We start from the raw sequence: 14,103 nt of genomic DNA, 5'->3' as shown, positions 1-14,103 counted from the left end.
CCTGGCCAGGGCCAGTTTCTCCCTCTTTCTGGCCCTGCTTCCTCAACTACTTAGCTGCAAGGATTTCGATTTGTTGCTCTTGAGTAGTTTCGTGCGCACAGGTTGCCATAGCACGTTCTATTGCCTTGCCCACCAGCACCAATGCCTGCTCCGTTTTGTCCGTTAACGGCAGTCCATAATTCAGCCGCAGGCAATTACGATATTTACCCGACGCGGAAAACAGCGAACCGACAGCAATTTGGATATGTGATTCACGCAGTTCACGATTAAGGCGAACAGCATCAAATGCCTCCGGCAATTCGACCCACATCAGGAAGCCACCTTGTGGACGTGATACACAGATTCCACACGGGAAATAGTGACGCACCCAGCAATTAAAAGTTTCATAGTTGCGCTGATAGAGCTGCCGCATACGACGCAGATGCGGTAAATAATGTCCCTGCCGAATGAAATCGGCCACTGCATGCTGCGGCTGGGTTGCAGTAGAACCGGTGACGATATATTTCATATGTAATACTCGATCGCGATAACGACCCGGTGCAACCCAACCAACACGCAGACCCGGTGCCAGTGTTTTGGAGAATGAGCTGCACAGCAAAACGCGGCCATCCATATCCAAAGATTTGATGGTGGATGGACGTGGATATTCCCATGCGAGCTCGCCGTACACGTCATCCTCAATGACCGCAGCATCAAAACGTTGCACTAAAGCCAGCAAGGCGCGTTTACGATTTTCGGGCATGATGAAACCCAGCGGATTATTGCAATTGGGCACAACAACAACGGCTTTGATTGGCCATTGCTCAAACGCCAGCTCTAATGCTTCAAGGCTAATTCCACTCACCGAATCGGTAGGGATTTCGATGGCGCGAATACCAAAACCACGCAGCGTTTGCATAATGCCGTGAAACGAAGGCGACTCAACAGCAATGATGTCGCCCGGCTCACATACAGCGCGAATTGAAACCGACAAAGCTTCATGACACCCCGTCGTAATGACAATGTCTTCAGCGGTGAGCTGACAACCGCTATCAATTGACAGGCGCGCAATTTGTTCGCGCAGTGCAACGACGCCATAAAGATTGTCGTAGTTAAGTAGATACGTCTCCTGCTTTTGCGCCTGACGGCTAAAGGCTTTCCAGAGTGGCTTTAACGTTGACTGCGTTAGGTCTGGCATGCCGCTACCCAATTGCAGAATGTCATCTTCTAAACGGCTATCCAGCAACTCAAGCACCCCATCCCATTGCGTAATTTCTACTGGTCGCTGTGCTGGACGCGTCAAGGCAGGCATCGGCGGCGTTGCTTTTCTCGAGGCAACAAAATAGCCAGAGCGAGGTTGTGGCGTGATTAGCTGTTTCTCCTCAAGCAGATGATACGCCTGCTGCACGGTGCTAATACTGACGCCATGCTCAGCGCTTAACGTCCGTACTGAGGGCAGACGTTCACCACTGCGATAAAGACCCTGTTCAATACGCTGAGCCAGCAGCGTTGCCAGATGTTGATAGCGCGTCATCGTATGCCTCACATTAAGCGTATAAGAAATAATTCAATACAGATTGAGGTTATTTTTACCATTCAGTTCGATTACATTGCAATCTGTATGTTAAATAAAGGTGATTTTTGAGTCTGTATCATTACAGTTTAGAAGCCGAAAATAACTCTCAGGCACATTACTGAGGGTAAGATCATGGGATATGAAGAGAATCGAGCAGCGAAACCTTTTTCAGGGACCCCACTCCTTTTGATACGCGTTTTATGGCATAGCTTTAAAAATTGGCAGCTGCGCCGCGAAACGCGAATAATATTGTCGAGGCTGAGTGATACTCAGTTGAAAGATATTGGTATCAGCCGCGATGAATGGAACAAGTTAAATTAAAGACATAAAAAAACCCTGCCGAGGCAGGGTTTTTTATTATGCGGCTAACGATTAATCGTTGTCGCTACCGCCGAGACCGGCGTTCAACAGTTCAGCCAGGCTCGCTGAGGCTTCATCCGCAGTGACCTGCGGTGCTGCCGGCACTTCGCCAATCTGACGGCGACGTGTACGCTCCTGATGATAAGCGTAACCGGTACCGGCTGGGATCAGACGACCCACGATTACGTTCTCTTTCAGGCCACGCAGTTCGTCGCGTTTGCCCGCAACGGCTGCTTCGGTCAGGACACGTGTTGTTTCCTGGAACGATGCGGCAGAGATGAACGATTCGGTTGCCAGTGACGCTTTGGTGATACCCAGCAGGTCACGCATAAAGGTTGCAGCAACTTTTCCGTTCGCTTCCAGTTCGCGGTTAGCGATCTTGATGCGAGAGAATTCTGCTTGCTCACCTTCCAGGAAGTCGGCACTGCCCGCGCTCTGGATGGTCGCTTTACGCAGCATCTGACGAACGATGACTTCGATGTGCTTATCGTTAATCTTAACGCCTTGCAGACGGTAAACTTCCTGCACTTCGTTAGTGATGTAACGCGTCACCGCATGAACGCCACGCAAGCGCAGGATGTCATGTGGAGATTCTGGGCCATCGGAAACCACGTCACCACGCTCAACACGTTCACCTTCGAACACGTTCAGCTGACGCCATTTCGGAATCATCTCTTCGTAATGCTCGCTACCGTCGACTGGTGTAATCACTAAGCGACGCTTGCCTTTAGTCTCTTTACCGAAGGAGATGATACCGCTGATCTCCGCCAGGATAGCTGGCTCTTTCGGGCGACGCGCTTCGAACAAGTCAGCAACGCGTGGCAGACCACCGGTAATATCCTTAGTACCGCCAGATTCTTGCGGAACACGCGACAGCGTATCACCCGCACTGATCTTGACGCCATCTTCCAGCTGAACAATCGCTTTGCCCGGCAGGAAGTACTGAGCTGGCATGTCGGTGCCTGGGATCAAGACATCATCACCGTTAGCATCAACAATTTTCAGCGCAGGACGCAGATCTTTACCACCAGCAGTACGCTCGGCGCTGTCCAATACCACCAGCGATGACAGACCCGTTAAGTCATCTGTCTGACGCGTGATGGTTTGGCCATCGATCATGTCAGTGAAGCGAATATAACCGCCCACTTCCGTGATAACCGGCATGGTATGCGGATCCCAGTTCGCTACAGTTTCGCCTGCAGCAACCTGCTCGCCGTCACCTTTCGCCATAGCAGCACCGTAAGGCACTTTATAGCTTTCTTTGGTGCGTCCGAATTCGTCGATCATTTTCAGTTCGACGTTACGCGAGGTGATCACCAGCTTGCCAGCAGAGTTCGTTACCGACTTAGCGTTGGTCAGCTTGATGGTACCTTTGTTCTTCACCTGAATGCTGGATTCAGCTGCCGCACGCGATGCCGCACCACCGATGTGGAACGTACGCATTGTCAGCTGTGTACCCGGCTCACCGATGGACTGCGCAGCGATAACACCGATCGCTTCACCTTTGTTGATGATGTGACCACGTGCCAGGTCGCGACCATAGCAATGCGCACACACACCAAAATCGGTTTCACAACCTACTACAGAACGGACTTTAACGCTGTCGACAGAGTTCTCTTCCAACAGGTCACAGATGTGTTCATGCATCAGCGTGTTACGTGGAACCAGAATATCTGCGGTGCCAGGCTTCAATACATCTTCAGCAGTTACACGACCAAGAACACGTTCACGCAGCGGCTCTTTAACGTCGCCACCTTCGATGACAGGTGTCATCATGATGCCTTCGTGCGTGCCACAATCGTCTTCTGTAACAACCAAATCCTGCGCAACGTCAACCAGACGACGCGTCAGATAACCGGAGTTAGCTGTTTTCAGTGCGGTATCCGCAAGACCTTTACGTGCACCGTGCGTCGAGATGAAGTACTGAAGTACGTTCAAGCCTTCGCGGAAGTTCGCAGTAATTGGCGTTTCAATGATGGAGCCATCTGGTTTCGCCATCAGACCACGCATACCGGCCAGCTGACGAATCTGTGCAGCAGAACCACGCGCACCAGAGTCGGCCATCATAAAGATGCTGTTAAAGGAAACCTGTTTCTCTTCTACGCCGTCACGGTTAATCACGGTTTCAGTAGAGAGGTTTTCCATCATCGCCTTCGCTACACGCTCATTCGCGGCAGCCCAGATATCGATGACTTTGTTGTAACGTTCGCCAGCGGTAACCAGACCAGACTGGAACTGCTGCTGAATCTCAGTAACTTCAGCTTCTGCTTCGGCAATGATTTCCACTTTCTTAGCTGGAATAACCATGTCGTCGATACCCACAGACGCGCCTGAACGGGCAGCGTATGCGAAACCGGTGTACATCGTCTGGTCAGCAAAGATAACGGTCGGCTTCAGGCCCAAAATGCGGTAACAGGTGTTCAGCATTTTAGAGATAGCTTTTTTACCCAGCGCCTGGTTGACGATGGAGTAAGGCAGACCTTGCGGTACGATCATCCACAGAATCGCACGACCAATGGTGGTGTCGATGATGCTGGTTTTCGCAACGAATTCTTCTTGCTCGTTTTTGCTGTATTCAGTGATACGCACTTTGACGCGTGCATGCAGCTCAGCCAAGCCAGCGCGGTATACACGCTCAGCTTCTTTAGGGCCGGTCAGCACCATGCCTTCGCCTTTAGCATTCACTTTGTCGCGGGTCATGTAGTACAGACCCAGAACAACGTCCTGAGAAGGAACGATGATTGGCTCGCCGTTCGCTGGGGACAGAATGTTGTTGGTCGACATCATCAGCGCACGCGCTTCCAGCTGGGCTTCCAGCGTTAGCGGTACGTGAACAGCCATCTGGTCACCATCGAAGTCGGCGTTATAGGCCGCACAAACCAGCGGGTGCAGCTGGATCGCTTTACCTTCGATCAGAACCGGTTCAAAGGCCTGAATACCCAGACGGTGCAGCGTAGGCGCACGGTTCAGCAGAACCGGGTGCTCACGGATCACTTCGTCAAGGATATCCCAGACAACCGCTTCTTCGCGTTCAACCATTTTCTTCGCGGCTTTGATGGTGGTGGCCAGGCCACGCAGCTCCAACTTGCCGTAAATGAACGGTTTGAACAGCTCAAGTGCCATTTTCTTAGGCAGACCGCACTGATGCAGGCGCAGGTATGGACCTACGGTGATAACCGAACGACCAGAGTAGTCGACACGTTTACCCAGCAGGTTCTGACGGAAACGACCCTGCTTACCTTTGATCATGTCAGCGAGCGATTTCAGCGGACGCTTGTTGGAACCGGTGATCGCACGACCGCGACGACCGTTATCCAGCAATGCATCAACGGCTTCCTGCAACATACGTTTTTCGTTACGAACGATGATGTCTGGCGCAGCCAGATCCAGCAGACGTTTCAAACGGTTGTTACGGTTAATCACGCGGCGATACAGATCGTTCAGATCTGAAGTCGCGAAGCGGCCGCCGTCCAGCGGTACCAGCGGACGCAAATCCGGTGGCAATACAGGCAGCACGGTCAGGATCATCCACTCTGGCTTGTTACCAGACTGAACGAACGCTTCCAGCAGCTTGATACGCTTGGTCAGTTTTTTACGCTTGGTTTCAGAGTTGGTTTCGTTCAGCTCTTCACGCAGCTGCTCGCACTCTTGCTCCAGATCCATGTTTTTCAACAGGGCCTGAATCGCTTCGGCGCCCATTTTAGCGTCGAATTCGTCACCGAACTCTTCTAACGCATCAAGGTATTGCTCTTCAGTCAGAATCTGACGTTTCTCGAGGTTGGTCATGCCACCTTCGATAACAACGTAAGATTCAAAATAGAGCACGCGCTCGATATCGCGCAGTGGCATATCCAGCAGCAAACCGATACGTGATGGCAGTGACTTCAGGAACCAGATGTGCGCAGTTGGCGACGCCAGTTCAATGTGGCCCATGCGCTCACGACGCACTTTAGTTTGGGTTACTTCAACGCCGCATTTCTCACAGATCACTCCGCGATGCTTCAGGCGCTTGTACTTCCCGCACAGGCATTCGTAGTCTTTTACCGGCCCAAAGATACGGGCACAGAACAGACCATCGCGCTCTGGCTTGAAGGTACGGTAGTTGATGGTTTCCGGCTTTTTGACTTCACCGAAAGACCATGAACGGATCATGTCTGGCGAAGCCAGCGCAATCTTGATCGCATTAAACTCTTCGGTTTTAGTCTGCGCTTTTAGAAACTTTAGTAAGTCTTTCACGGATTAGCTCCCGTCGGAGTGAGACTCTCAGGGGCGTTCAACCGAAATTGAACGCCCCATAACCAGTACAATTGCGAGCGCTTTAGCCCTGTATTAAGCCGCTGCACAGAGGGCTGCGGCTTAAAATTCAGGGTTACTCGTCTTCCAGCTCAATGTTGATACCCAGCGAGCGAATCTCTTTCAACAGTACGTTGAAGGATTCTGGCATGCCCGGTTCCATCTGATGATTGCCGTCTACGATGTTTTTATACATCTTAGTACGACCGTTCACGTCATCAGACTTAACGGTAAGCATTTCCTGCAGGGTATATGCAGCGCCGTATGCTTCCAGCGCCCACACTTCCATCTCACCGAAGCGCTGACCACCGAACTGCGCCTTACCACCCAGCGGCTGCTGAGTAACCAGGCTATAGGAACCGGTAGAACGCGCATGCATCTTGTCATCAACCAAGTGGTTGAGTTTCAGCATGTACATATAACCTACGGTTACCTGACGTTCGAACTGTTCACCGGTACGACCATCAAACAGCGTAATCTGACCCGAAGAAGGCAAGCCGCCGAGCTCTAACAGCTCTTTGATTTCGCTTTCTTTCGCGCCGTCGAACACTGGCGTCGCGATTGGCATACCTTTTTTCAGGTTCTCAGCCAAACGCAGCACTTCATCATCGCTGAAGGTGTTCAGATCAACTGTCTGACGAAGGTCGCTACCCAGATCGTAAGCACGCTGGATAAAGTCACGCAGTTTTGCGACCTCTTCCTGCTTCTTCAGCATGGCGTTGATCTTCTCGCCGATACCTTTCGCCGCCATACCTAAGTGCGTCTCAAGGATCTGACCGATGTTCATACGTGATGGTACGCCCAGCGGGTTCAGTACGATGTCGACCGGCGTGCCGTTCTCATCGTAAGGCATATCTTCGATCGGGTTGATCTTGGAGATAACACCTTTGTTACCGTGACGACCAGCCATCTTGTCACCCGGTTGGATCTGACGTTTAACAGCCAGATAAACCTTAACGATTTTCAACACGCCTGGTGCCAAATCATCGCCTTGGGTGATCTTACGACGCTTACCTTCGAGTTTTTTCTCAAACTCGTGCTTCAGCTCATCGTACTGCTCTGCCAGCTGTTCCAGCTGGTTTTGCTTAGCTTCATCAGTCAGGCCGAGTTCTAACCAGCGCTCACGAGGCAGTTTGTCCAACTTATCCGCTTCAACGCCACCAGAAATCAGTACCGCTTGAATACGGCTGAACAGGCCAGCTTCGAAGATCTTCAGTTCTTCAGACAGGTCTTTCTTGGCCTGCTTCAGCTGCATCTCTTCGATTTCCAGCGCACGCTTGTCTTTTTCCACGCCATCGCGGGTAAAGACCTGAACGTCAATAACCGTGCCCGAAACACCGTTCGGTACGCGCAGTGACGAATCTTTCACGTCAGACGCTTTTTCACCGAAGATGGCACGCAGCAGTTTTTCTTCTGGGGTCAGCTGAGTTTCGCCTTTAGGCGTCACTTTACCGACCAGAATGTCACCACCAGTCACTTCTGCACCGATATAAACGATGCCGGACTCATCCAGTTTAGAAAGCGCAGCTTCACCCACGTTAGGGATATCAGCCGTGATTTCTTCTGGCCCCAGCTTGGTGTCACGAGACACACACGCCAGTTCCTGGATATGAATGGTGGTGAAGCGATCTTCCTGAACGACACGCTCGGAGACTAAGATGGAGTCTTCGAAGTTGTAACCGTTCCACGGCATGAACGCTACGCGCATGTTCTGGCCCAGTGCCAGTTCACCGAGATCGGTGGACGGACCATCTGCCAACACGTCGCCGCGCTCAACCGGCTCATCCAGGGACACGCAAGGCATCTGGTTGATGCAGGTGTTCTGGTTAGAACGGGTGTATTTAGTCAGGTTGTAAATGTCGATACCGGCTTCGCCCGCATGCATTTCGTCTTCGTTAACTTTGATAACGATACGAGAAGCATCAACGTACTGAACAGTACCACCACGTTTCGCTACGGCGGTAACACCGGAGTCAACCGCAACTGCGCGCTCCATACCTGTACCAACCAGCGGCTTATCAGCACGCAGAGTTGGAACGGCCTGACGTTGCATGTTCGCACCCATCAAGGCGCGGTTGGCGTCATCGTGTTCCAGGAACGGAATCAGTGACGCACCGACAGAAACCACCTGCTGGGTGGAAACGTCCATGTAGTCAACCTGATCGCGGCTGAACAAGCTTGATTCGCCTTTGCTACGGCAAGTTACCAGGTCATCAACAAACGCACCGTTTTCATCAAGTTCGGCGTTCGCCTGAGCGATAACGTAGTTACCCTCTTCAATTGCAGAGAGGTAATGAATTTCATCAGAAACCACACTGTCGATAACACGACGATACGGGGTTTCCAGGAAGCCATACTCATTGGTCTGTGCATAAACAGACAAGGAGTTGATCAGACCGATGTTTGGACCTTCCGGCGTTTCGATTGGGCAAACACGACCGTAGTGCGTTGGGTGTACGTCACGCACTTCAAAGCCGGCACGCTCACGCGTCAAACCGCCCGGACCGAGAGCAGAAATACGACGCTTATGCGTGATCTCTGACAACGGGTTGTTCTGATCCATAAACTGTGACAGCTGGCTCGAACCGAAGAACTCTTTCACCGCCGCCGAAATCGGCTTGGCGTTGATCATGTCCTGAGGCATCAACGTATCAAGGTCGCCCAGAGAAAGACGCTCTTTCACTGCACGCTCAACACGTACCAGACCAACACGGAACTGGTTCTCAGCCATTTCACCGACTGAACGAATACGACGGTTACCGAGGTGGTCGATATCGTCCACTTCGCCTTTACCGTTACGGATATCGATCAGTTTCTTCATAACTTCGATGATGTCTTCTTTGCTCAGGATACCTGAGCCTTCGATTTCATCACGCAGCAATGAACGGTTGAACTTCATACGGCCTACAGCGGAGAGATCGTAACGATCTTCAGAGAAGAACAAGTTCTCAAACAAGTTCTCTGCGGCTTCACGCGTTGGCGGCTCACCAGGACGCATCATGCGGTAGATCTCAACCAGTGCGCTCAGACGATCGCTGGTTGGGTCAACACGCAGGGTCTCGGAGATATAAGGGCCGTGATCCAGGTCGTTAGTGAACAGCGTTTCAATGCGCTTGTGACCGGCTTGGCTCAATTTAGCCAGCAGATCCAGCGACAGCTCCATGTTGGCAGCAATGATCAGTTCACCTGTGCTCTCATCGATATAATCTTTAGAGACCACTTTGCCCGCAATGTATTCAACCGGTACTTCGATGTGCTGAATGCCATCTTTTTCCAGCTGACGAATGTGGCGAGCAGTGATGCGACGCGCTTTCTCAACGTATACCGTGCCGTTTGCTTCGATATCGAAGGTGGCGGTTTCACCGCGCAGGCGCTCAGGCACCAATTCCATCTGCAGCTTGTTATCACGGATTTCAAACACCACTTTCTCGAAGAAAATATCGAGAACTTGTGCAGTGGTGTATTGCAGTGCGCGCAGAATGATAGTGGCCGGCAGCTTACGACGACGGTCAATACGGACAAAAAGGTTGTCTTTCGGGTCGAACTCAAAATCGAGCCATGAACCGCGATAAGGAATAATGCGTGCGTTGTACAGCACTTTACCCGAAGAGTGGGTTTTACCCTTATCGCTGTCGAAGAACACGCCAGGACTACGGTGCAGCTGAGAAACGATAACACGCTCAGTACCGTTGATAACAAAGGTACCGTTGTCGGTCATGAGCGGAATTTCGCCCATGTAGACTTCTTGTTCTTTAATGTCTTTTACGGTGCCTTCTGGCGCTTCGCGCTCATAGATCACCAGACGCAGTTTCACGCGCAGCGGTGCCGAGTAGGTCACGCCACGGATCTGACACTCTTTCACGTCAAAGACAGGTTCACCCAGACGATAGCTCACATACTGCAATTCTGAATTGCCGCTGTAGCTCGCGATAGGGAAGACGGAACGGAATGCAGCTTCCAGTCCGTACTGACCTTCTGGATCTTGCTCGATAAACTTCTGGAACGAATCAAGCTGGATGGAAAGGAGATAAGGTATGTCCAAAACTTGTGGACGTTTACCAAAATCCTTACGAATACGTTTTTTCTCGGTATAGGAGTAAACCATAGGGTTCCTCAGCTAGCTGACAAGTCGACCCACGCTGTCCGTCCTGAAAGGACAGTTCATGCAACACGATTTTGTTTGATTCACAGACTGCGCGGCAGTATGTGCAATACCTCTTTCTATCACTCTTAAATCATTTCATCGCTTTAGTGTGGGCAGGGAACCCTCACAGAAAAGCGGTATATCAAGTCGTCGATAGAGAAAGATATTGAAGAGCAACAATGGACAAACAGTGTGAAACCCCATTGAGGCCCTGTAGCGCAAAAAGGCTGGTGACCATAAAGTCACCAGCCATCAGTCTGAAACTACTCAGACTGCAACCCTAAGGTTGTCTTACTTAACTTCAACTTCAGCGCCAGCTTCTTTCAGAGCAGCTTCAAGTGCAGCTGCGTCATCTTTGCTGATGCCTTCTTTGATCACGCCAGTTGCTTCAACCAGATCTTTGGCTTCTTTCAGGCCCAGACCAGTTGCGCTACGTACGGCTTTGATTACTGCAACTTTGTTCGCGCCAACAGCTTTCAGTACGACGTCGAATTCAGTTTTCTCTTCAACAGCTTCAGCTGGGCCAGCAGCAACAGCTACAGCAGCAGCAGCAGAAACGCCGAATTTTTCTTCCATAGCAGAAACCAGCTCAACTACTTCCATTACGGACATAGCTGCAACAGCTTCCAGAATTTGGTCTTTAGTGATAGACATGTGTATTGTTCCTAAGAATCAGAAAAAGTTTATACGTTAGCAAGTACGAAGAAAAAGAATTTGGCCTTAAGCCGCTTCTTTTGCATCGCGAACAGCAGCCAGAGTGCGGACCAATTTGCCTGCAGCGGCTTCTTTCATGGTCGACATCAGACGTGCCAATGCTTCTTCGTAGGTCGGCAGAGTTGCCAGACGGTCAATATCAGCCGCCGTGATCAGCTCACCTTCAAAGGCCGCAGCTTTGACCTCAAATTTTGCATTCGCTTTCGCGAAATCTTTGAACAGACGAGCAGCAGCGCCCGGGTGTTCCATAGAATATGCAATCAGGGTCGGACCAACAAACGTGTCTTTCAGGCACTCAAACTGAGTACCTTCAACGACGCGGCGCAGCAAGGTGTTGCGGACAACACGCATGTAAACGCCAGCTTCACGACCTGCTTTACGCAGTTCGGTCATTTTATCAACGGTAACGCCACGAGAATCCGCAACAACCGCTGAAAGCGCACCTTTGGCTACTTCGCTGACTTCAGCAACAATCGCTTGTTTGTCTTGAAGATTTAATGCCATTAGCTTTAGCTCCTGGATTTGACCGGGGAAGGATTTCCCCGGAACTCACTTCACTTACTTATCCCGAGGGAAAATAAGCGCTATTACACGGTGAGCAGAATCCAGCTAAGAAAAAATTCTTTTGGTTCTGTCACCGTCTACGCAGGGGATTAAGCGTTACATCCGAAAATGTGCAGCTCCTGCGGTCTTGGACGGAGGCCAGGATAAGGCCTGGCTCCAACCTAAATACTTTGGCATGCGTATACGCATAACGGGCGTAAGATTCTAGGTGAATTTTTCGCCCGTTTCAAGCAGCAATTAGTTTGCTGTTGCGCTCAGACCAGCCTGATCAACGGCAAGACCAGCACCCATGGTGGTGGAGAGGCTGACTTTCTTGATGTACACGCCTTTCGCCTGTGATGGTTTTGCTTTTTTCAGCGCAACCAGCAGAGATTCCAGGTTTTCTTTCAATTTGTCAGCGTCAAAATCCACTTTACCGATGGTGGTATGGATGATGCCGTTTTTGTCGTTACGATAACGAACCTGACCCGCTTTAGCATTTTTAACTGCTTCAGCAACGTTAGGCGTTACAGTACCAACTTTAGGGTTTGGCATCAGACCACGTGGGCCCAGAACCTGGCCTAACTGGCCAACAACGCGCATTGCATCTGGAGATGCAATAACAACGTCAAAGTTCATTTCGCCTTTTTTGATCTGATCAGCCAGATCTTCCATACCTACCAGCTCAGCGCCAGCTGCTTTAGCAGCTTCTGCATTTGCGCCTTGGGCAAATACAGCAACGCGTACTGAACGGCCAGTACCGTGTGGCAGCACAGTTGCGCCACGTACGTTCTGATCAGATTTACGAGCGTCGATGCCGAGGTTAACAGCAACGTCAACGCTTTCTACGAATTTAGCAGTAGCCAGTTCTTTCAGCAGAGCAACGGCTTCAGCGATGTCATACTGTTTAGTCGCGTCCACTTTGTCGCGGATCACGCTCATGCGCTTGGTCAGCTTAGCCATTTCTTAATCCTCTACTACCAGGCCCATGGAACGAGCAGTACCTTCGATGGAGCGAGTCATCGCTTCAACGTCAGAACCAGTCATGTCCGCAGCTTTGGTTTCTGCGATTTCACGTACCTGAGTACGCGTTACTTTACCGACTTTGTCTTTATTCGGCTTACCAGAACCAGATTTGATGCCTGCTGCTTTTTTCAGCAGAACGGCGGCTGGAGGCGTTTTAGTAACGAAGGTGAAAGAACGGTCGCTGTATACAGTGATAACAACAGGAGTCGGCAGACCTTTCTCTAAAGATTCGGTCTTAGCGTTGAACGCTTTACAGAATTCCATGATGTTAACACCCTGCTGACCCAGAGCTGGACCAACCGGTGGACTTGGGTTCGCCATACCAGCTGCAACCTGCAGCTTGACGTAGGCTTGTACTTTCTTAGCCATGATATTTCCTCAATTGGGTTTTAGCGCCTGAATAGACAGGCTCCCCGTGATAACGATTTATACGCTAGCAAGAGCGCATAAAAACAAAAGGCGCGAAATTGTAGTGAAATTTCGCGCCTGCTGCAATAGCTAAATTATGAGCAGAAAAAGTTAGCCTTTTTCTACCTGACCAAAGTCGAGTTCGACAGGGGTAGCACGTCCAAATATTGAAACGGACACTTTCAGGCGGCTCTTCTCGTAATCCACCTCTTCCACCACACCATTAAAGTCAGCAAACGGACCATCACTAACACGGACCATTTCGCCTGGCTCGAACATCGTTTTAGGACGCGGCTTATCTCCAACCTGCTGCAGGCGGTTCATAATCGCGTCGACTTCTTTGTCGCTTATTGGCGCTGGGCGGTCAGATGTACCACCGATGAACCCCATAACGCGAGGAACGCTGCGTACGAGGTGCCAACTAGCGTCATTCATGACCATCTGTACCAGAACGTAACCGGGGAAAAACTTGCGCTCGCTTTTACGACGCTGACCGCCACGGATCTCAACCACTTCTTCAGTTGGAACCATAACTTCGCCAAACAGTTCTTCCATGTTGTGCAATTTGATGTGCTCACGTAGTGATTGCGCTACGCGGCCTTCAAAACCGGAAAACGCCTGCACGACGTACCAGCGTTTTTTTGGAGCTTCAGACATCTCAGAACCTCAGGCCAGTGATAAACGATACCAGACGGACCAGAATACCATCTAGCCCCCACAAAATCAGTGACATCACGGCGGTAACCGCGGCAACGATTAACGTGGTGTGCAGCGTTTCCTGGCGAGTCGGCCAAATGACCTTACGCATTTCGGTTCTTGCTTCACGTGCAAAAGCCACGGTCGCTTTGCCTTTTATCGTTAAAAGCGCTATGCCGCCAGCCGCTGCGATCAGCACGACCACAGCTAGCGCACGCAGAGGTAATGTCACATCGCGAAAGTAATAATTACCCACAATTGCCGCGAGTAACAACACTGCTACGACCAGCCACTTTACCGCTTCCAGGCCGCGCCCGCTCCCTTGAGCTTCGGTATTCGCACTCATAAACCAACCTGCCACAAT

The 14,103-nt window shown here is 50.9% G+C and carries 10 protein-coding genes; 1 reads left to right on the top strand and 9 read right to left on the bottom strand.

Annotation, left to right across the window (positions count from 1 at the left end; all coding sequences use genetic code 11):
- Positions 1-46: 46 nt before the first annotated feature.
- A complete protein-coding gene (locus ACF2G4_RS15630; protein ID WP_409075113.1) occupies positions 47-1,513 on the bottom strand; it encodes a PLP-dependent aminotransferase family protein in 1,467 nt (488 codons plus the stop codon).
- 174 nt (positions 1,514-1,687) lie between these two features.
- On the opposite strand from ACF2G4_RS15630, the gene ACF2G4_RS15625 reads away from it, so the two are divergent.
- Positions 1,688-1,876, top strand: a complete 189-nt coding sequence (locus ACF2G4_RS15625; RefSeq protein WP_215847942.1) for a DUF1127 domain-containing protein — start codon at positions 1,688-1,690, stop codon at positions 1,874-1,876.
- A gap of 51 nt (positions 1,877-1,927) precedes the next feature.
- On the opposite strand, the gene rpoC is transcribed toward ACF2G4_RS15625, so the two are convergent.
- The 8 genes from rpoC to secE all read right to left on the bottom strand — a co-directional run bounded on the left by rpoC (position 1,928) and on the right by secE (position 14,085).
- The gene (rpoC, locus tag ACF2G4_RS15620) at positions 1,928-6,151 is read right to left on the bottom strand and encodes a DNA-directed RNA polymerase subunit beta' (protein WP_243080122.1); all 4,224 of its coding nucleotides are present in this window, start codon (positions 6,149-6,151) and stop codon (positions 1,928-1,930) included.
- 133 nt (positions 6,152-6,284) lie between these two features.
- On the bottom strand, positions 6,285-10,313 hold the full coding sequence (gene rpoB / locus ACF2G4_RS15615) for a DNA-directed RNA polymerase subunit beta (RefSeq protein ID WP_243080123.1): 4,029 nt from the start codon (positions 10,311-10,313) through the stop codon (positions 6,285-6,287).
- Between the two features lie 330 nt (positions 10,314-10,643).
- Entirely contained in the window at positions 10,644-11,006 is a 363-nt protein-coding gene (rplL, locus tag ACF2G4_RS15610; RefSeq protein ID WP_215847944.1) for a 50S ribosomal protein L7/L12, read from the bottom strand.
- Between the two features lie 66 nt (positions 11,007-11,072).
- On the bottom strand, positions 11,073-11,570 hold the full coding sequence (rplJ, locus tag ACF2G4_RS15605; RefSeq protein WP_215847945.1) for a 50S ribosomal protein L10: 498 nt from the start codon (positions 11,568-11,570) through the stop codon (positions 11,073-11,075).
- A gap of 297 nt (positions 11,571-11,867) precedes the next feature.
- Entirely contained in the window at positions 11,868-12,572 is a 705-nt protein-coding gene (gene rplA / locus ACF2G4_RS15600; RefSeq protein ID WP_215847946.1) for a 50S ribosomal protein L1, read from the bottom strand.
- A 3-nt stretch (positions 12,573-12,575) separates the two neighbouring features.
- Positions 12,576-13,004: a 50S ribosomal protein L11 gene (gene rplK / locus ACF2G4_RS15595; protein WP_215847947.1), complete on the bottom strand. Its 429-nt coding sequence runs from the start codon at positions 13,002-13,004 to the stop codon at positions 12,576-12,578.
- A gap of 150 nt (positions 13,005-13,154) precedes the next feature.
- The gene (gene nusG / locus ACF2G4_RS15590) at positions 13,155-13,700 is read right to left on the bottom strand and encodes a transcription termination/antitermination protein NusG (RefSeq protein ID WP_306208808.1); all 546 of its coding nucleotides are present in this window, start codon (positions 13,698-13,700) and stop codon (positions 13,155-13,157) included.
- Between the two features lies 1 nt (position 13,701).
- On the bottom strand, positions 13,702-14,085 hold the full coding sequence (secE, locus tag ACF2G4_RS15585) for a preprotein translocase subunit SecE (protein WP_215847949.1): 384 nt from the start codon (positions 14,083-14,085) through the stop codon (positions 13,702-13,704).
- Positions 14,086-14,103 lie beyond the last annotated feature (18 nt).

The sequence above is a fragment of the Pantoea phytostimulans genome (genome assembly GCF_046118715.1).
GTDB lineage: Bacteria > Pseudomonadota > Gammaproteobacteria > Enterobacterales > Enterobacteriaceae > Pantoea > Pantoea phytostimulans.
The sequence above is the reverse complement of the archived record's forward strand: the minus strand, read 5'-3'. Positions and strand labels throughout refer to the sequence as shown.